The organism is Amycolatopsis orientalis, assembly GCF_000943515.2.
In the GTDB taxonomy this organism is placed as follows: domain Bacteria; phylum Actinomycetota; class Actinomycetes; order Mycobacteriales; family Pseudonocardiaceae; genus Amycolatopsis; species Amycolatopsis orientalis.
The window spans coordinates 5,280,872-5,299,441 of the sequence record NZ_CP016174.1; the positions used below are offsets into that span (position 1 = coordinate 5,280,872).

The window sequence follows — 18,570 nt, forward strand, 5'->3', positions numbered from 1 at the left end:
CTTGATTCACGAGCAGTGCAAGTTACACAGGGATCGTCCACTGTGGACCGCTCCATGGCCGGTGTCAGCACGCCCCGGGGATCGCGTGTGCCCCACACGATTCGCGCACGACCAGGGTGGGCCACAGCTGGACGCGGTGGACCGGCCGGTCACCACGGTCGGCCACCCGGGCCAGCGCCAGTTCCGCGGCGAGCACACCCAGGCGGTGTTTCTGCGGGCAGACCGCGGTCAACGGCGGATCGGACGCGGCGGCGACCTCGTCGTCATAGGTGACGATCGCGAGGTCCCCCGGCACACTGATGCCGCGATGCCGGGCCAGCGCGATGAGCCCGATCGCTTCCCGGTCGGAATGCACGAGAAGCGCGGTGACACCTTCGGCGCGCAGGCGCGTGAGCATCTCGTCGTAGGCGTGCGGCCACCCGGCGGAGCCATACGGCGGGACGTCCAGATCCGCGGTATGGCCCGGGTCGAGACCGAGCGAGGAGCCCGCCTCCCGCCAGCCGCGGCGCAGCGCGTCCCTGGTCGGGCTGGACCGTGAGGTCACCAGCCCGACTCGCCGGTGTCCGAGGCTCATCAGATGACGCAGTGCCAGACCGGCGCCGAGCGCGTGCGCCGTCGTGGCGGCGTCGAGGCCGAGCATCGGGAGTTCCTGTGGCGGCAGGCGTTCGACCAGTACCACCGGCACGGCGAGTGAGCCCAGCCAGCGGAGCAGCTCCGTCCCGGCCCGGCCGTTCGTCGTCGGCGCGATCAGCAGGGTGTGGACGCCGCGGTCGAGCAGGTTACCCACCTGGCGGCGATCTTCGGCGGGGTCGTAGCTCGACGGGCGAAGGATCAGCCGCCCACCGGCGGCGGACACGGTCGTCTGCGCGCCCTGGATCACCGGCGGCCAGTAGTACTCCACCGACGGCGCCACCATGCCGACCAGGGTGCCGGGCGCGACCACACCATAGGACGGGCGCACGCCGTTGCGGTTGTTCTTCTGCTGTCCCGCACGGGAACGCGGCAGCGTCGCACCGCCGTGCACCCTCGCCAGCAGGCCCTGATCCTCCAGCTCGGTCACGTCACGTCGCACGGTCACGGCGGAAACGCCGAGCCGGACGGCCAGCTCGCTGAGCCGGACCGTGCCACGCTGCCGCAGCTCGGCGAGGATGATGCCGTGGCGCTCCGAGGCGAGCATCATCGCGCACCCCTCCCGGTTATCCTGGAAGCGCTCCCAGGCGAGGGTAAGGAGAGGCCGGACCGGTGTCAACCGTCAGCTGATCACCGATCGCTCTGTGCACAATGGACGGAATTCGCGCGTCCCCGGTCAGCTCCGGGTCCATTTCTGTCCGTTCGTGCCGGTACAGGTCGCGAGTACCACCTGCGTGCCGTTCCCGCCGCCACCGGCGTCGAGACACAGTTTCGAGCGGACCCCGGTGATCGTGCCGTCCGCGTTGACGGTCCACTGCTGGCCGTCCCCACCGCCGCAGTCCCAGATCTGCATCCGGGTGCCGGGGGCCGTGCCGCCCCCGTCCGTGTCGAGGCATTTGGTGCCGTACACCTGCAGCTGCTTGCCGGCGGTCAGCGTCCACCACTGGTTCGCTCCCCCGTTGCAGTCCCACACCACCGCGCGGGTGCCGTTCGCCTGCGACTGGCCGAAGACGTCGAGGCAGCGGCCGGAGCCGGTGTTGCGCAACGCCGACGACTGCCCGCCCGAAGCCGAGACGACACTGAAGTTGTCGAACTGCGCCGTCTCGCCCTGACTGGTCCCGAGTCCCGCCTGACCGGCCGTCCACGTCGTGTCGTTCACCGTGCCGACGACAACGCCGTCGATACTCGCGGTGATGGTGCCGCCGGAGAAGCCGAGCGCTAGCGTATGCCAGCGGTTGGTGCCCAGCGCGGTGGTCGTGCCGCTGCGCAACGTCGTGACCTGGCGTTCGGTGTTGTTCCGCAGGATCGACCACGCGCCGTTGTCACCCGCCCTGAAGTAGTAGGCGGCCAGCGCGCCCTGGTCGGTCGTCTTCTGCCCACCGGCGCGGCCGATCAGCTCGGCATGCCCCGGCTTTTCCAGCAGCACGTCGGCCGAGACGGTGTAGTTGTTCCAGTTCACGTTGCCCAGCAACGCGTACGGAGCCGTCTCGGTCTTCCAGGGGATGGCCTTCTGCGGTGAGGCCTGGCGGACGCACCGGCCCGTGCGGCCGGCACCGCAGCCGGCGACCTCGAACGCGCCTTCCATGTCCATCAGGTACTTGGCCTCTTTGCCGAGCGCGTAGCCGTCGAAGTCGTCGCTGTAGGGCAGGCCGAGCGAGCCGGGTGGCGGGCTGACGGCGGTGCCCTTTCCCTGTCCGGTCGTGGTCGTGAGGGTGTACAGGTATCCCGGCTGGACGGTGAGCGAGTACCGGCCGCCCGAGGGCGTGAGGTCCGCGCTGTGCACGAAGTGGCGGGCGGTGTCGCTGGAGTTCAGGTCGGTCGACCACACCCGCACCTGGCCGGTGGACAGGCCGCCCGCGACGGTGAAGTCCAGCGTCTGGGCCGAAGTGGCGTCCATCGTCTCGATGATGGTGCTGTAGTCGGTGTTGTCCGGCGACTTCATCGAGACGAAGCTGCCGTTGGCCCGGTTCCCGCCGAGGTAGCCGCTGGAGGTGTCCAGGTACTTCCAGCCGGGTGCGGTGAACTGCGCCGTATGCGCCAGCGCCCAGGTGTCCTTGCCGACCGAGTAGTTGCCGGACCACGGCTGGTTGGCCAGGATCAGGCCGACCGTCGGCCAGGGGATGTTCGGCGTGGTCGCGGCGATCAGGTCCCAGTTGAGGTAGGCGGTCATCTTCCCGTCGATGTAGACCCGGTTGATGCCGCGGGCCAGCGGTTTGGCGCCGTCGTTGTAGTCCTGCGAGCCGTTCTCGCTCGACCAGAGCACCTTGCCGGAGTTCGCGGCGTTCGCCGGTACCGGGCAGGAGGTCTGCGCGCTGAGGTAGCCGCACGTGTAGTGGGCGCTCAGCACGTCGGTCGCGTCGCGGTAGGCGGGGTTCGTCGCGAGCGGTCCCGCCGGTCCCCAGTCACCGGGCCACGAATCGCCCACGATCACCTTGACGCCGCTGTAGCCGTTGGCGTTCAACGCGTTGCGCAGGTCGACAGTCCACTGAGGACTCCACTGCTTTTCGTTCTGCGCCGCGGTGAGGTAGTCGATGGTCAGGTTGTGTTTCTTCGCGCAGCCCAGCCAGGTCAGCAGGTAGTCGATCATGTCCTTGGAGAGGAAGGTCCCGTTGCCGATCCAGCCTGGCGCTCCCCAGGGCAGGCCGACCAGCTTGACGCCGGGATTGCGGGCCTTCGCCTGCTCGGCGATCCACCACTCGTAGCCGCGGTCGCAGTCGAGATCGCCGCGGAAGTGGGCGTGGCTCGGTTCGGCCCCGCTGGTGGAGTTGGTGTCGCCACCTATCTCCACCTTGAGGATCTGCAGGGCCGCGCCGTAGGAGGGTTTGAACAGGTAGTCCAGGATCTGCCCGCGCTGCGGCTCGGGATAGTCGATCAGCAGGCGGCTATTCCCACCGCCGCCGCTGACCGCCCCGACGCCGTCGAAGGTGCGGCCACCCGACGCTCCGTTGATCGTGATCGAGGTGGCGGCCAGCGCCGGCGACGGGGCCGGGCTCACGACACTCGCCGCGCACAGGGCCATGACGACGGCGGCCACCGCCGAGCCGCGCCACCGGCGCGGTCTCCTGATACCGAACATGGTGCTCTCCTTCGGCGGGAACCCGGCTACGGAGTGGTCAGATCGAAGCGCTGCAGGGTGACGGCTCCCCCGAGCGACTGGGTGGCGTGGTTGAACACCGCGAACCGGTAACCCATGAAGAACTGCCAGTCGCTGTTGAGCGTGAAACCGGGCCCGAACGAGGTGAAGTTGACGCCGTCCGCGCTGCAGGAGAAGCGAGCCTGCCGCCCGGCACCCGGCCGGATGTCGGCGTTGGCGCGCAACCAGATCCGGTTGCCGGTGAAGCCGGCTCCGGCGACCTCCGTCCCGGTCGTCTTGGTGTTCCAGTTGCCGTCCATGGTGAGGTTGTTCACCATCACCACCCGGTTGCGGCCGCCGTCCCGTTTGACCCCGAGCCAGGCGGACGAGTCACGCAGCATGGCCAGTCCCGTCCGGTCACCGTCCCGCATCGCGCTCAGATCGAGCGAGATCGTCGCGGTGGACGTCGGCCCCGGTATCCGATGGGTCAAGGTGTTCTTCGCGGCGTAGAGATCGCCGGTGACGGACGCTGTCTGCAGCCGCAGGCCGTTGCCGACCGAGAACCTGGTGGTGTCCGGGTTGTGGTTCCACTCCCACTCCGGCCCGAGCGCGGTGCCGGTGAACGTGTCGGTGCCGAGCATCGGCTTGACCGGCCGTGGCGGCGGTGGCAGGTTCGGCGCCGGATAGTTCGTACCCCAGCGGTTGTTGACCGTCTGCAGCCGCGGCCAGCCGTCGGCGGTCCAGGTGACCGGCGCGAGCACCGGGATGCGGCCGCCGGGATAGGCGTCGACGAAAGCCATGTAGTACCAGTCGCCGTTCTGCGTCTGCACCATGCCGCCCTGGTGCGGCACACCGCCACCGGCCACCGGCCCCGGCAGGTTCAGCAGTACCTGCTGCACGGTGTAGGGCCCGAACGGGCCCGAGGTCGATTTCAGGATGTACTGGCCGTTCGCGGGCCGCGTGACGAAGATGTAGTAGCTGCCGTTGCGCTTGTAGAACCGCGAACCCTCGAGCGTGCCGATGTTCGACGGCGTCTGGAACACCTGCTGCGAGCGAACCTCGGTCTTGCCGTCCTTCGACAGCTGGGCGACGCTGAGGGTGGTGTTGCCGTACGCGACGTACATCGTGTCGTCGTCATCGACCAGCATCCCCGCGTCGTAGTAACACTTGTCGATCGTCGTGTGCTTGGTCCACTGCCCGTCGACGGAAGCCGCCGTGTAGATGTGGGTCTTGGCGAAATCGACGCACCCGCCCCAGTAGAACGTGTTGTTGCTCTTGCGGTGGTTCAAGAACGACGCCCAGATCCCCCGGACGTATCCGCGTCCGCCGTTCAGGTCGTACTTGGCCCCGAAGTCGAGCCGTGGCACGGAATGCCCGGCGAACTCCCAGTTCACCAGGTCGTACGACCGCAGGATCGGCGCACCGGGCGAATAGTGCATGGTCGAAGCCGAGTAGTAGTACGCGTCGCCGACCCTGATGATGTCGACGTCCGCGAAGTCCTGCCAGAGGATCGGGTTCGTGATCGCCGCGCCGCGCGGAGCGGGCTGCGCGCCGGCGTCCGGGCGGGGGCTCGCGGTGAGCCCGCCGAACAGCAGACCGACGGCGGCGGCCAACGCCAGTACCGCTTTCAACAGTCGATGACGTGCCATCACGGTCCTTTCGCCTTTTCCCGCTCACGAGCCGGGAGGTAAGTCATCCACGTCGACTCCGAAACTGTCCACTGAGGACAGTGAGGCGTTTTTCTTTCCAGCAGGGACTTTTCGAGCAATGGAACCAGTGCGCGACACAGGAGTCAATGTTTCGAAACAAACGAACACTTTCGAAGTTCCGTCACTTCAGTCGCGCGGGGATGTAACTTTCACCGCGAATACCCCATTCAGGCCATCGCCGTCGACGCAATTCCCTGACGCTCTTGTGAGCGTGAACATCGCGATGCGACACTGCGGAAACTCCCAGCGCGCAGCCGGAGTTCCCGGACCTCCCCTTCCAGAAGGTGTCACCCTATGAAACTGACAGCGAAGTCGGTGTCACGAGCGGCACTCGTGGCCACCTTGTTCACGACGACCGCGCTCCTGGCGGCCACCCCGGCGGGCGCCGCCTCGACGCTCGGCGCGTCCGCCGCGCAGAGTGGCCGCTACTTCGGCACCGCCGTCGCCGCGGGCAGGCTCGGCGACGGGACCTACGTCGGGATTCTCAACCGGGAATTCTCCATGGTCACCGCCGAGAACGAGATGAAGATGGACGCCACCGAGCCGAATCCGAACCAGTTCACCTTCGGCAACGGTGACCGGATTCTGAACCAGGCACGGAGCCAGGGCAAACGCGTACGGGGACACACCCTCGCCTGGCATGGCCAGCAACCCGGCTGGATGCAGCGGATGGAGGGCCCCTCGCTGCGTTCCGCGCTCGTCAACCACATCACCAAGGTCGCGGGCCACTACCGGGGCCAGCTCTACGCCTGGGACGTGGTGAACGAGGCGTTCGCCGACGGCGGCTCGGGTGGCCGCCGCGACTCGAACCTCCAGCGCACCGGCAACGACTGGATCGAGGTCGCCTTCCGCACCGCGCGGGCCGCCGACCCCGGTGCCAAGCTCTGCTACAACGACTACAACATCGACAGCTGGTCCGCCGCGAAGACACAAGGCGTGTACCGGATGGTGAAGGACTTCAAGGCGCGCGGCGTCCCGATCGACTGCGTCGGGCTCCAGTCGCATTTCGGCACCGGCATTCCCGGCGACTACCAGACCACGATCCAGCGCTTCGGTGAACTCGGTGTCGACGTCCAGATCACCGAGCTCGACATCGCCGGGTCGGGAACGCAGCAGGCCGAGAACTACCGCCGGGTCACGCAGGCCTGCCTCAGCGTCGCCCGCTGCGGCGGCATCACCGTCTGGGGCATCCGCGACACGGATTCCTGGCGCGCACGGGAAACCCCGCTGCTCTTCGACGGCGCCGGCAACAAGAAGGCCGCGTACAACAGCGTGCTGAACGCGCTCAACGGCGGCTCGGTGGTCCCGCATCCGACAGCCGCGACGCACTGACCACGGAGGTACCGATGCGATCGTCTCCACGGACCCGGTTCAGGCGCGGACTCGCCTGGCTGGTCACGACGCTCTGCGCCGTCACACTGTTCCCGGCGACGGCGGCGGCCGACAACCCGATCATCCAGCACATCCACACGGCCGATCCCGCCCCGCTGGTGCACAACGGCCGGATCTACCTCTACACCGGGCACGACGAGGACAACTCCACCTGGTTCACCATGAAGGAATGGCGGGTGTGGTCGTCCGCGGACATGGTGAACTGGACCGACCACGGTTCCCCGATGAACCTGGCCACCTTCACGTGGGCGAAGTCCGACGCGTGGGCGGGCCAGGCCATCGAGCGCAACGGCAAGTTCTACTGGTACGTCCCGGTGACCAGCAAGGCCACCGGGCGCTACGCCATCGGGGTCGCGGTCGCCGACAGCCCCACCGGCCCGTTCAGGGACGCGCTCGGCCACCCGCTGGCGGAAAACGGCGAGATCGACCCAACCGTCTTCATCGACGACAACGGACAGGCGTATCTCTACTGGGGAAACCCGAACCTGTGGTACGCCAAGCTGAACCCCGACATGATCTCCTTCAACGGCAGCCCGGCCCAGATCCCGCTCACCACCGCGGGGTTCGGCACCCGGCCCAACGGCGGGAACCGGCCGACGCTGTACGAGGAGGGCCCCTGGGTCTACAAACGGAACGGGTTGTACTACAACGTTTTCGCGGCCAAGTGCTGCTCGGAGTTCATCGGGTACTCGACGGCGCCCGGCCCGACCGGTCCGTGGACCTATCGCGGAACGGTCATGCCGACGCAGGGCAGCAGTTTCACCAACCATCCCGGCATCATCGATTTCAAGGGCAATTCGTACTTCTTCTACCACAACGGCGCGTTGCCCGGCGGCGGTGGCTACACGCGTTCGGTCGCCGTCGAGAAGTTCGACTACCGGCCCGACGGCACGATCCCGACGATCATGATGACCGGCACGGGAGCCCCACAGGTCGGCACCTTGGATCCGTACACCCGCCAAGAGGCCGAAACCATCGCGTGGGGCTCCGGTATCGAGACCGAGGTCGCCGCGGAAGGCGGCATGAACGTGTCGCATCTCGAAAACGGCGACTGGATCAAGGTCAAGGGTGCCGCGTTCGGCGCCGGCGCGGCCACCTTCACCACCCGGGTGGCGTCGGCGACCGGGGGCGGTGACGTCGAACTCCGGCTCGACAGCCCCACCGGCACGCTGGTGGGCAAATGCGGCGTGCGAGGTACCGGCGGCTGGCAGAACTGGACCACGGTCTCGTGCCCGGTCAACGGCGCGTCCGGTACCCACGATCTGTACCTCCGGTTCACCGGCGGAGGCGGGTACCTGTTCAACGTGAACTGGTGGCAGTTCGGTCCGCGTTGCCCCGTCCTGCGCCGCGGCGCCCGCCCCGTTCCCGGGGGCGGGCGCCGTGGCGTGTCAGCCCGTTCGGCGGCCGGGATGAGTAGTACTCATCCACGCGGCGTGGCCACGGTGGTCTGAATGGATGAAATTCGCGATATCGGCAGGATTCCGGGGAAAGTATCTTGAATCGAGCGTCTACGGGCTCTTGACTGGGATGTAACAAGACGCTGTCATGTGATGAGAATCGAACCCCCGCCGTCCCCGACCATCCGTCCCCGTACCGAAGGCGTCCCGATGCCGCGAATGAGTCGCATACATCGTGGACGCGACCGCCGTGCGAAGACCGGCCCACAACGCAGTGGAGCACCCATGACCACACACGTCCGCCCCTCCGCCCAGTCGCCACCGGCCAGGGTCCCCGCGTATCGACGTGCTTGTGCGAGAAGACTTCATTCACCTCACCGGCATGGTGAACGCACCCGAATTGCCGTAGTCCTCGCACGAACAAATGCATGCTCCTTTTCCACATAAAGGGAACGGTCGCCATCCGGCTCGTGGTTTCGTGCCGAGACGAGCGCAATCCCAAGGGCACCAAGGGTTTCCTGCCCGTGTAACCATTCGCCGAACACTTCCGTTCGCGCCGAAGAGGCGCTATCGTCGGGTCACCATACGGTTTTGGGCAAACGCCGCCCACCGGACAGGGTTGTCTTGGGAAGGTGGAAAGTGTCCGCAGTCGAGCTGCCCGATATCCGCCCCACGCTGGCCGATGTGGCCAGGGTCGCCGGCGTGTCGACGGCGACAGCGTCCCGCGTGCTCAACGGATTCGCCAAGGTCCGGCCGGAGACGCGCGACCAGGTCAAATCCGCGATGATCGCGCTCGGCTACGCCCGCCGTCGCGCCGCGAGCCTGAAAGACGTGCGGCGCACCGGATCGATCGCGCTGGTGGTCTGCGAGAAGATGCTGCAGGTGTTCGCGGACCCCTACGTCGCGCGGATAGCGGCCGGGATGACCAAGGAACTGGCCACCGCGGGTGCGCAGCTCGTGCTGATCCCCATGTCGTCGACGGAGGACTACCCGGCCTCGATCGTGCACTATCTCGCCGACGGGCATGTCGACGGCGCGCTGGTGATCGGGATGCACGGCCGGTACCCGCTCGACCTCGCGTGGCTCGGCATCCCGGTGGTGTTCGGCGGACGCCCGGTGTGCGACGAGGATTCCGGGCAATACTCCTATGTGGACGCGGACAATCGGGGCGGCGCGGAACAGGCCGTCCGGCATCTGCTCGCGTCCGGGCGGCGCACCATCGCGACGATCGCGGGGCCGCAGGACATGGTGGCGGGTATCGACCGGCTGCTCGGCTACCGGAAGGCCATCTGCAAAGCGGACGGCATCGACGACAGCCTGGTGGTGTTCGGCGACTTCGGGCTGGCCTCCGGCGACCACGCCACGGCACGGTTGCTCGAGCGGAGGCCCGACGTGGACGCCATCTTCGCCGCCTCCGACCTGATGGCGGCGGGTGCGCTCCGGGCGCTGCGCCGGGCCGGGCGGCGCGTACCCGAGGACGTCGCCGTGATCGGTTTCGACGATCTGCCGGTCGGCCGCCGCACCGAGCCGCCACTCACCACGGTGCGCCAGCCGATCGAGGAGATGGGCGCCCGGATGGCCCGCGAACTGCTCGCGATGATCAACGGGCCTGCCACTCCCCCCAGCCTGGTGTTCGACACCGAACTGATCGTGCGCGAGTCGGCCTGAATTTCCCCATCGCACAGGCGTGGCCCGGGATGGAGTCCATCCCGGGCCACGCCTGCGTGGGATGCCGGGTCAGCCGGTGGCCGCGATGATCCGCCAGCGCTGGTTCTTGCTGGTGCTGTCGGCGTACTGGCCCAGATCCGCACCGTTGCCGGTGCTGCCCATTCCGTCGATGTACTTGCCGGTGGCGCGGTTCTTGACGCGCACGTAGTTGGCGTCGGTCGTCACCAGCCACTGCTGACTGGTGGCGGTACTCGCCGCGTACTGGGCCACCGCGGCACCGTTGGCCGTGCGCCCAGCGCCGTCGAGGTACAAACCAGTGGCCCGGTTCTTGATCCGTACGGAGTTCCCGTAGTTCTCGATGACCCATTGCTGCTCGGCACGGCTCGCGCTGTCACCCCACTGGGCGGCGTTGCCGCCGGAGGAGGTGCGCCCGGCACCGTCGGCGTAGAGACCGGTGGCCGCGTTGACGATCCGGACATAGGTCCCGCCGGCGTCGCCGAGCCCCCACGCGTACCGCAACCGGGCGAGGCCGGACGCGTTCACCAGGGAGAGTTTGATGTCCGCACCGGCTCCGGTCCTGGTCGTCAGGCTGTACCAATCGCCGTCGCGCAGCCCCGGCCAGTACACGCTGCCCATCCCGAGGCTCCGCAGTTTGCTGCTGACACCCCGGGTGTAGTCGGCGAAGAACGAGCCGCTCGGGATGTTGTAGTCGATGGGGTCGTAGTGGACGCCGTTCTTGCTGCCCGGCCCCATCGGCCCGCCCCACTCGGTCGCGATGGTGCGATCGGCGTAGCCCCCGATATAGCCGCCGATATGGTTCGCCCATTCGTTCTCGCTTTCATAACCGGCGAAGAACGAATAATCGTGCACCGCGAGCAGTGTGTTGTCGAGACGCCTGTCACCGCCGACACCGGCGACATTCTGGGCCAGGCCGCCACCGTCGAGGATGACCCGGCCTCTCGGCACACTGGGATACCTGTTGAGCCAGTCGTTGTACATATTGTTCAAGCTGCCGATATCGTAACCGGCAGGCTCGTTGATGACCTCGAAATAGGCATTCGGGTTACCGCCGTATTTGCCGACGACGCGATCCCACATCTGCGTGAAAGCCGAACTGTTCTGCGGCTTTCCGCCGGTGTAGGCCCAGTAGGCCAGAATCACCTTGCCTTTGCTGAGCGCTTTGTCGATCGCGCCGGTGTAGGTGTTCCAGTAGCTCGCGACAGTGGGCTCGTTGATCGGCATGCGGACCGTGTTCGCGCCGGTCATGGCGTACATCTGCCCGACGACCTGATCGGCGACGGTGGCGGCCGACGCGTAGGTGTCCGACGCGCTGAGACCGGAGACGTACAGCACTCCGTTGACGAAATTGTCGCGCTGGTCCGCCCAGTTCACCCCTCGGAACTGCGAAGTGGAAGCCTGCGCCTGCATCGGCACACTGGTCAGCATTCCGGCGACCAGAGTGAACACCGCCAATAGCTTGGAAACCACGAACAGCGCTCGGTGAGCACCCGGTCGATTCGGCGATCTCATGGGTTCTTCCCTTCTGGCCCGCCGCCTTGACCACGGCGGTGTGGCAAGATCGGTATCGGCAGGATCAATATCAAGCTGATCGCCGATCGGGCGCAAGAAAGCGGACAGAAACACTCAACAACGTTCAGCTTCGGCCGAGCTGGTCGTGAGTGGTAAGTGTCGTTAGAACGACACTTACCACTCACGACCACCTGGACCTTCCCTCAGGGCGATCAGGAAGCGCCGGATCCGTACGGGCGGGTCAGAATCTCCAGCACATGACCGTCGGGGTCGTCGAAGTACACGCCCCGGCCGCCGTCGTTGGTGTTGATCTCGCCGGCGCCGCGGTGCCCCGGCCCCGCCCAGTACGGCAGGCCTCCTTCACTGATCCGCCCGAAGATCGTGTCGAATTCGTCCTCTTCGACAAGGAAGGCGTAATGCTGCCTGGAGAACTCCTCCGTGCTGTGCATGACGTCGAGCGAGACGCCGTTGCCGGTCTGGACCACCAGGAACGGACCGAATTCGGCGGGGGCGGGAAATCCGAGGATCGAGACCAGGAAGTCGGCCGTGGCGGCCCGGTCGGTGGCGTTGATGATGGTGTGGTTCAACTGTACTGTCATGAAAATCAACCTAGAACCTCTAGTTTGCTGGAGGTCAACCGCCAGGTCAGCCGGCCGCCGGCGATCAGGAGGACCCACAGATAGGCGTTGCCGACAAGGGCTTCCGCGAAGTTCCACCCTCGTTCGGCACCTCCACCACCGGGGACCACGGCGACCGTCCACCCCGTGAACAGGACGGCGACCACCAGCGCCACCACCCGCGGCCGCCTCGTGACGAGGTATCCGAGTGCGGGCACCACCCACACCCAGTGGTGGGTCCAGGAGATCGGGCTGACCAGAAGGGAACATCCGGCCGTGACCAGGAGCGCGGCGCGACCGTCGCCCGCGCGGTGGAGCCGGTGCACGAGCCACATCGCCGATGCCGCGCACGCCGCGCTGCCCGCCACGGTCGCCGCCGTCGCGAAACGCCCGTCCGGCATCATCCGCGCGACGAAACCTTGCCATGACTGGTTTCCCACCCAGCCCTTCATCTCCGCGAAGTGGTCGTTGAAGATCGCGGAGGTCCAATAGCGCACGGAGTCCCCCGGCAGGACGATCGCCGCGAGCACCGTCGCGCCGAGGAAGGCCGCCGCCGCACGTGCCGCGTCCGCGGTCCGCCGGACCAGCAGGAGATGGGCGATGAAGATCAGCGGAATCAGCTTCACCGCCGCGACGATCCCGATCAGGACACCGCACCCGCGCGAACCGCGCAGGAGAAGTACGTCCGCCACGACGGCCGCCATCAGGATCAGATTGACCTGGCCGAGCCCGATGCTCTGCCACACCGGCTGCAGCGCGAACGCGCCGAGCAGCGAGACGGGGAGGTACGCCCGGTCGGTGAACGGCCGGAGCGCGCAGTAGAGCGAGGGTGCGGCGGCCATCGCGAGCACGCCCCAGCACAGCTGTGCCGGCAGCACGGTCAGCGACGTGAAGAGCAACGCGGCGAACGGCGGATAAGTGAACGGCAGCTCCGGTGCCCAATCGGGAAGCCCGGCCAGGGACGAATAGAGATCGTCCCCCTGGACCACGGCGAGCCCGCCGGCGCGGTAGACCGAGGAATCGATCCCCAGCGGCGTACCCGAAATCCACCAGACGAGCGCGGTCATGGCGAACACGGCCATCGCGCCGCCGACGATGATCAGCACCGTGGTGGCGCGAGGTTCCCTTTCCATGGGGAAACGATCTCCGGTTCGTCCCCGGGACACATCACCCGCGGGAACCGTCTTGGCACCACTACCCGGGTATCCCGAGCGCCCCGCACCCCGTACCCCGGTATCAGGTCGTGTTCCCCGGCACGATGAGTCCCACCTCGTACGCGACCATCACGGCTTGTGCGCGGTCCCGCACGCCGAGCTTGGCGAAAACCCTGCTGACATGGGATTTCGCCGTCTGCTCGGCGATCACCAGCGCTTCGGCGATCTCGGCGTTGGACAAGCCCCGCGCGACCAGCCGGAGCACGTCTGTCTCGCGTGCCGTCAGCTCCGCCAGGCGGGAGCGGCCCGCGTGCGCCGAGGCATTCGTGCGGACGAACTCACCGATCAGCCGCTTGGTGATCGTCGGCGCGAAGAGCGCGTTGCCCGCGGCGACCACCCGCACCGCGGTGACCAGATCGTCCAGCGGGGCGTCCTTCAGCAGGAACCCGCTGGCCCCCGCCCGCAGCCCGCCGAACACGTACTCGTCGATGTCGAAGGTGGTGAGGATCAGCACGCGGATCTCTTCGCGCCCCGCCACGATCCGCCGGGTCGCCTCGAGTCCGTCGAGTTCGGGCATACGCACGTCCATCAGCACGACGTCCGGTTCGAGTTCGGCGCACAGCTCGACGGCGGCCGTCCCGTCCGCGGCCTCCCCGACCACGCGCATGTCGGCCTGCGCGTCGAGCACCGCGCGGAAACTCTGCCTGACCATTGTCTGGTCGTCGGCGATGACCACCGAGATCACGACTTCAGCTGCCCCTCCCGATCAAGCGGAACGATCAGGGCGACCCGGAAACCGCCGTCCGGCCTCTCCCCCACCTCAAGATCCGCCGCGAGCATAGCGGCCCGTTCCCTCATACCCATCAAGCCGTGCCCGCCGCGGGCCTGTTCAGTCCGCTTTGGACGGTTGCCGGGGCCATTGTGAACGACCAGGCGAAGAAAACCGGACTGCTTGGCGAGTTCGACCGACACAGGGGCTCCGGGCGCGTGCCGGATCGCGTTGCTGAGCGCTTCCTGCGCGATCCGGAACACCGACAGCGCGACCCCCACCGGAACGTCGTCCAGGTCGCCGTGCAGCTCGAGTTCACACCGGGTACCCGTGGCTTCGACGCCTTCGACCAGTTTCACCACCCCGGCCAGTCCCGGCTGCGGAACCACCGGCAGTTCTCCGTCCCCGGCACGAAGAACGCCGAGCAGCCTGCGCAACTCGGTCAGACCTTCACGGGCGGTCAGGGCGAGATCGGCGAACTCTCGCCACACCCCGTCGTCGAGTTCGGCCTTCTCCGGACCGGCGAAGCGGAAACGCGCGGAGTCCGCGCGCAACGCGAGCACGGACATGTGATGAGCGACCACATCATGGAGTTCACGGGCGATTCCCGCGCGTTCCTCCAGCAGGGTCGCACGGGTTTCCTCGGCGATCCGGCGCTCCTGCTGGGCGACGCGCTCCTCCTCGGCGAGCCGCCGCTGACGCACGGTGTTCCCGACGAAGAACAGTATTCCGCCCAGCACCACGAGCAGTGCGGCATCCCGCCAATCCCGGAGGAACGGCGTCACCGCACCCAGCGAGATCAGCGCCGCCCAGGTCAGCTCCGTTTGATCGGTACTCTCGCCCACCAGGTACAGGACGAGGGCCGCCGTCAGCGCGAAGCCCGGTGACCACGGCCAGCCCCAGGACTCGACCATGCCCGTCAAGGTCAGCGGGGTGATCGTGAGGCCCAGGATCAGCGCGCGCCATCCCCACAGGGACGAGCGCACGGCGAGAAAGCACGGCACCGCGGTGACGACCACATTGAACGCCTTCACCGGCGGCGACGCCGAAACCGTGGAGAACGTGATGAAAGCCGCCCACAGTCCACATCCGACAATGGCCAGACCGCGCAGCCTTCGCAACGCCGCCGAGCGCTTCGGCGCGCTGTCCGTCCCCGTGAACGCCGTGTAGAGCAGCGCGTCCCACCACACCCGCAGGCGCTTTCGGTCGATCATCGGGTATGACCCTACCCTTGGATCGACTCACGCTGCGTAGTCGCGCTTGTGGTGGCGTCGGAAATCCGCCAGCCCCTCCCGTTCCTGCCCGCATAGGGTCGCGGCATGTCACAGCAGAGCCGAGAGATCGTCCAGAACGCCTGGAAGGCCTTCGCCAGCCACGACGCCGACCAGATCTCCGCAGTCTTCACCGAAGACGCCGAGTGGAAGGCGCCCCCGGGAAACGCCACCGCCGTCGCGCTGGAGGGCCCGGCCCATTTGGTGGGCAGGAAGGCGATCGTGCAGTTCCTCGCCGAAGACTTCCCGCGCTTCTTCGTGAGTGACGTCGCGGTGGCCTTCCACGGGTTCCACGCCGACGGCGAGCGCGTGATCGTGGAGGAGACTATGACGGCGACGTTGGCCAACGGCAACCACTACGCCAACGACTACTGCTTCGTCTTCGAACTCCGGGACGGCCTCGTCCACCGCGTCCGCGAGTACATGGACACCGCTCGCGGGCACCGCATGGTCTTCGGCGAGGGCCACGCTTGAGACGCGGATGTCCCCTGCGAGACGCAGGGGACATCCGCGCTTCTTTATGTCCGCGCCGACGTGGCCCCGGAGTCCGGCACGCCGGCGTAGTCGGGCAGTTCGACGCCGTTGAGCGCGCGCTCGATCAGCGGCATGAACGCCTCCATGTCGGGTTCCGCGCCCGGCTCGGCGTCCGCCCCGGAGGGGTTGAGGACTTGCACGTGCATCCGGCCGATCTCCTGGTTGGCTTCGACGAACGGGCGCATCCGCGACTCATAGCCGTCGAACCCTGCCTTGGGATCCCAGTCCGCTGCGGCGAGTTCTCCCGCCAGCAGGTAGGCGCCGACCATGGCCAGCCCGGTGCCCTGTCCGGACATCGGCGACGAGCTGAACGCCGCGTCGCCGATCAGGCCCACCCGTCCGTCCGACCAGCGGTCCATCACCACCTGGGCGACCTGGTCGAGGTAGAAGTCCGGGGTGTCGTCCAGCTGCGCGAGGATGCGCTGGGTGGACCAGCCCAGCCCGTCCATCTGCTCACGCAGCAGGCGCTTCTGGCCCTCGATGTCGCGGTAGTCGACGTCGAAATCGGCCGCGGGGAAGGAGAACATGGCCATCGCCCGGGTGGCGTCCTGGATGGGCCGCAGCAAGGCGGAGCGTCCGGACTCCTTGTCTTGGTACTCGATCAGCCAGCGATCCAGCCCGAATTCGTTGGGCACGCTGTAGAAAGCCAGCACCAGCCCGAGGTGGCGGACGAACCGCTCCCTCGGCCCGAAGACCATCCCGCGCAGCGCCGAGTGCAGGCCGTCGGCCCCGATCACCAGATCGAAGCGCCGCCGTCCGCCGCTCGCGAGGGTCACGTCGACCCCGTCCGCGTCCTGGGCGAGCTCCGCGATCCGGTCGCCGAAAAGGTATTCGACGCCGTCACGGGTGTCGTCGTAGAGCACCTGGGACAGGTCTCCGCGCAAGATCTCGATGTCCGCGATGAATCCGTCGCCGCCGTCGTCCTCGGCGCGGTAGGTCTCCAGCACGTTCCCGTCGGCGTCCACGGTGTACGCGCCCGCCGTGTCGGTGCAGGCCGCGCGCACCGCCGCGTCCAGCCCCATCCGCCGGATGACCTCCTTGGTCACCCCGCGCGCGTCCACCGCCTGGCCGCCGGGACGCAGCCCCGGGGCCCGCTCCACCACGGTCACCTCGGCTCCCCGCCGCCGCAACCAATGGGCCAGCGCGGGCCCCGCGATGCTCGCCCCGGCCACCAACACCTTGCAACCGCTCACCGCGGCCCCCAATCACCATCCGGACAACGCGGTGGAGTGTACGGCGAACTCCGCCTCTCGCGGATGATCTCGCGGCTTCCGGCACCAGAGAGTCGTGAGTGGTAATGACGGTTTTAACCGTCATTACCACTCACGAGGCGGTGCTCAACCGGTAAGTGCGGCGGACGCTGGTCCCCCGGCTGAGGTCCGCGCCGTACACGTGCAGGGTGATGGCGACCGTGTCGCCGGTGTTGTGCACCTGGTGGATGTCGTCGGGGGGCGCGACGCCGCTGACCGAACCGGCGGGGCGCTGCCGCTGACCGAGCTGGACCAGCCTGTCGCCGTCGATGTCGAAGATGTTCTCGGTTTCGGCGCCTTGCAGGACAAGGAACGAACACCACACCAGATGGTCGTGGATCTCGGTGAGCTGGCCGGGACGCCACACCACGGCGGAAATCGAAAACGCGGATTCGGCGTGCAGCGTATGACGGGTGTATCCGTCGGCGGAACCCGCTCGTTCCGCGGCCGTGAGCAGTCGCGCGCTGGGGCGCAGTTCCCCGAGGACGTCGGCCACCAGACGAGCGGTCGTGCCCGGGTCGGCTCCCCGCCGGGTGCACTGGCGGATCCGGTCGATCAGTTCCGCCAGACCGGGTCTGGACCGCGTGCCGGTGGTCTCCGATGCGGTGGTCATGTTTCTCCTTCCGTCGCAGGCTTTTCATCGTGGCGCCACCGCTGTCATGCCGTCCAATGCCAAGGTTTTCGGCTTCACATAAGTATTCTTTATGAATGAACCTGACCCAGCTGACGGTGCTGGCCGCCGTTGCCCGGCACGAGTCGGTGACCGAAGCGGCGAAGGAACTGCACTACACCCAGCCGGCGGTCAGCCATCACCTCACTCGGCTGGAAGCGGCCACCGGCGCGAAGCTGATCCAGCGGATCGGCCGGGGCATCCGCCTCACCCCGGAAGGGCGGCTGCTGGCCGCCCGCGCCGCCGAGATCGTCGGCCGGGTCGACGCCGCCGCGACCGAACTCGCCGCACAGGTCGGACTTCGGGCCGGGCGGGTCCGGATGGCCGGGTTCCAGTCGATCCTGAGCACCGTCGTCCCGAAGGCGGCCGCGACGCTGGCCCGTGCCCATCCCGGGATCGAGCTGGGCCTGGTCGACGTCCACCCGGTCGAAGCGCTGCGCATGCTGCGCGCGGGCGAGATCGACGTCGCGTTGATCTTCCGGTACGACGACACTCCGCGCGAGGAGGAGGGGCTCCGGCTGGTCCATCTGTTCGACGACCCGATCTACCTGGCCACCTACGAGCCCGGGCAGACCATCGCGGACCACCGTGACTCCACCTGGATCGGCGGATGCGCCCGATGTCAGGAGGAACTGATCACCGTATGCCGGTGCGCCGGCTTCACGCCGCGTATCACCTTGGTCAGCGACGACATCGTCGTGATGCAGGCGCTGGTCGCCGCGCGTATGGGCGTCACCACCCTGCCCGGGCTCGCCCTCCGCGCGCACCGGACGCCCGGTATCCACACCACCGAACTACCCGAATACCCCCGCCAGATCTATGCCGTCACCTACGGCGACCCGCCGGACCCGCCCGCCACCACCGCCCTCATCCACGCCATCCAGGCCAGCGTCTGACCCCGCATGT

Annotated in this window: 15 protein-coding genes; 5 read left to right on the forward strand and 10 right to left on the reverse strand. The window is 67.7% G+C overall.

The window, feature by feature from the left end; translation table 11 throughout:
- Positions 1-64 precede the first annotated feature (64 nt).
- The 3 genes from SD37_RS23145 to SD37_RS23155 form a co-directional block, all read right to left on the reverse strand.
- Entirely contained in the window at positions 65-1,180 is a 1,116-nt protein-coding gene (locus SD37_RS23145) for a substrate-binding domain-containing protein (protein WP_044854925.1), read from the reverse strand.
- Positions 1,181-1,306: 126 nt separating this feature from the next.
- Positions 1,307-3,706 (reverse strand): ricin-type beta-trefoil lectin domain protein, encoded by a 2,400-nt coding sequence (locus SD37_RS23150; protein ID WP_083255054.1) that lies wholly within the window; start codon positions 3,704-3,706, stop codon positions 1,307-1,309.
- A 26-nt stretch (positions 3,707-3,732) separates the two neighbouring features.
- Entirely contained in the window at positions 3,733-5,352 is a 1,620-nt protein-coding gene (locus SD37_RS23155) for a glycoside hydrolase family 43 protein (protein WP_044854924.1), read from the reverse strand.
- A gap of 354 nt (positions 5,353-5,706) precedes the next feature.
- On the opposite strand from SD37_RS23155, the gene SD37_RS23160 reads away from it, so the two are divergent.
- From SD37_RS23160 to SD37_RS23170, 3 genes are all read left to right on the forward strand, one after another.
- Entirely contained in the window at positions 5,707-6,744 is a 1,038-nt protein-coding gene (locus SD37_RS23160; RefSeq protein WP_083255055.1) for a glycoside hydrolase family 10 protein, read from the forward strand.
- Positions 6,745-6,758: 14 nt separating this feature from the next.
- The gene (locus SD37_RS23165; RefSeq protein ID WP_083255056.1) at positions 6,759-8,255 is read left to right on the forward strand and encodes a glycoside hydrolase family 43 protein; all 1,497 of its coding nucleotides are present in this window, start codon (positions 6,759-6,761) and stop codon (positions 8,253-8,255) included.
- A gap of 585 nt (positions 8,256-8,840) precedes the next feature.
- On the forward strand, positions 8,841-9,869 hold the full coding sequence (locus tag SD37_RS23170; RefSeq protein WP_037305644.1) for a LacI family DNA-binding transcriptional regulator: 1,029 nt from the start codon (positions 8,841-8,843) through the stop codon (positions 9,867-9,869).
- A 69-nt stretch (positions 9,870-9,938) separates the two neighbouring features.
- On the opposite strand, the gene SD37_RS23175 is transcribed toward SD37_RS23170, so the two are convergent.
- The 5 genes from SD37_RS23175 to SD37_RS23195 all read right to left on the reverse strand — a co-directional run bounded on the left by SD37_RS23175 (position 9,939) and on the right by SD37_RS23195 (position 15,153).
- Positions 9,939-11,336, reverse strand: coding sequence for an RICIN domain-containing protein (locus SD37_RS23175; protein ID WP_236725088.1), 1,398 nt, complete (start codon positions 11,334-11,336; stop codon positions 9,939-9,941).
- A 275-nt stretch (positions 11,337-11,611) separates the two neighbouring features.
- Positions 11,612-11,998 carry a VOC family protein gene (locus tag SD37_RS23180; RefSeq protein WP_044854923.1) on the reverse strand — a complete coding sequence of 129 codons (387 nt, stop codon included), beginning with the start codon at positions 11,996-11,998 and terminating at the stop codon, positions 11,612-11,614.
- Positions 11,999-12,003: 5 nt separating this feature from the next.
- Positions 12,004-13,149: a glycosyltransferase 87 family protein gene (locus SD37_RS23185; RefSeq protein ID WP_044854922.1), complete on the reverse strand. Its 1,146-nt coding sequence runs from the start codon at positions 13,147-13,149 to the stop codon at positions 12,004-12,006.
- A gap of 103 nt (positions 13,150-13,252) precedes the next feature.
- The gene (locus SD37_RS23190; protein WP_044854921.1) at positions 13,253-13,915 is read right to left on the reverse strand and encodes a response regulator; all 663 of its coding nucleotides are present in this window, start codon (positions 13,913-13,915) and stop codon (positions 13,253-13,255) included.
- Entirely contained in the window at positions 13,912-15,153 is a 1,242-nt protein-coding gene (locus SD37_RS23195; RefSeq protein ID WP_044854920.1) for a sensor histidine kinase, read from the reverse strand. Before SD37_RS23195 ends, SD37_RS23190 begins: the two co-directional genes overlap by 4 nt.
- A 105-nt stretch (positions 15,154-15,258) precedes the next feature.
- Between SD37_RS23195 and SD37_RS23200 the strand changes: the two genes are divergently transcribed.
- Positions 15,259-15,684, forward strand: a complete 426-nt coding sequence (locus tag SD37_RS23200; RefSeq protein ID WP_044854919.1) for a nuclear transport factor 2 family protein — start codon at positions 15,259-15,261, stop codon at positions 15,682-15,684.
- Positions 15,685-15,728: 44 nt separating this feature from the next.
- On the opposite strand, the gene SD37_RS23205 is transcribed toward SD37_RS23200, so the two are convergent.
- Entirely contained in the window at positions 15,729-16,937 is a 1,209-nt protein-coding gene (locus SD37_RS23205; RefSeq protein WP_174567849.1) for an FAD-dependent monooxygenase, read from the reverse strand.
- Positions 16,938-17,067: 130 nt separating this feature from the next.
- Positions 17,068-17,607, reverse strand: coding sequence for a cysteine dioxygenase family protein (locus SD37_RS23210; RefSeq protein ID WP_044854918.1), 540 nt, complete (start codon positions 17,605-17,607; stop codon positions 17,068-17,070).
- Between the two features lie 95 nt (positions 17,608-17,702).
- On the opposite strand from SD37_RS23210, the gene SD37_RS23215 reads away from it, so the two are divergent.
- On the forward strand, positions 17,703-18,560 hold the full coding sequence (locus SD37_RS23215; protein ID WP_044854917.1) for a LysR family transcriptional regulator: 858 nt from the start codon (positions 17,703-17,705) through the stop codon (positions 18,558-18,560).
- The last annotated feature ends 10 nt before the right edge of the window (positions 18,561-18,570 follow it).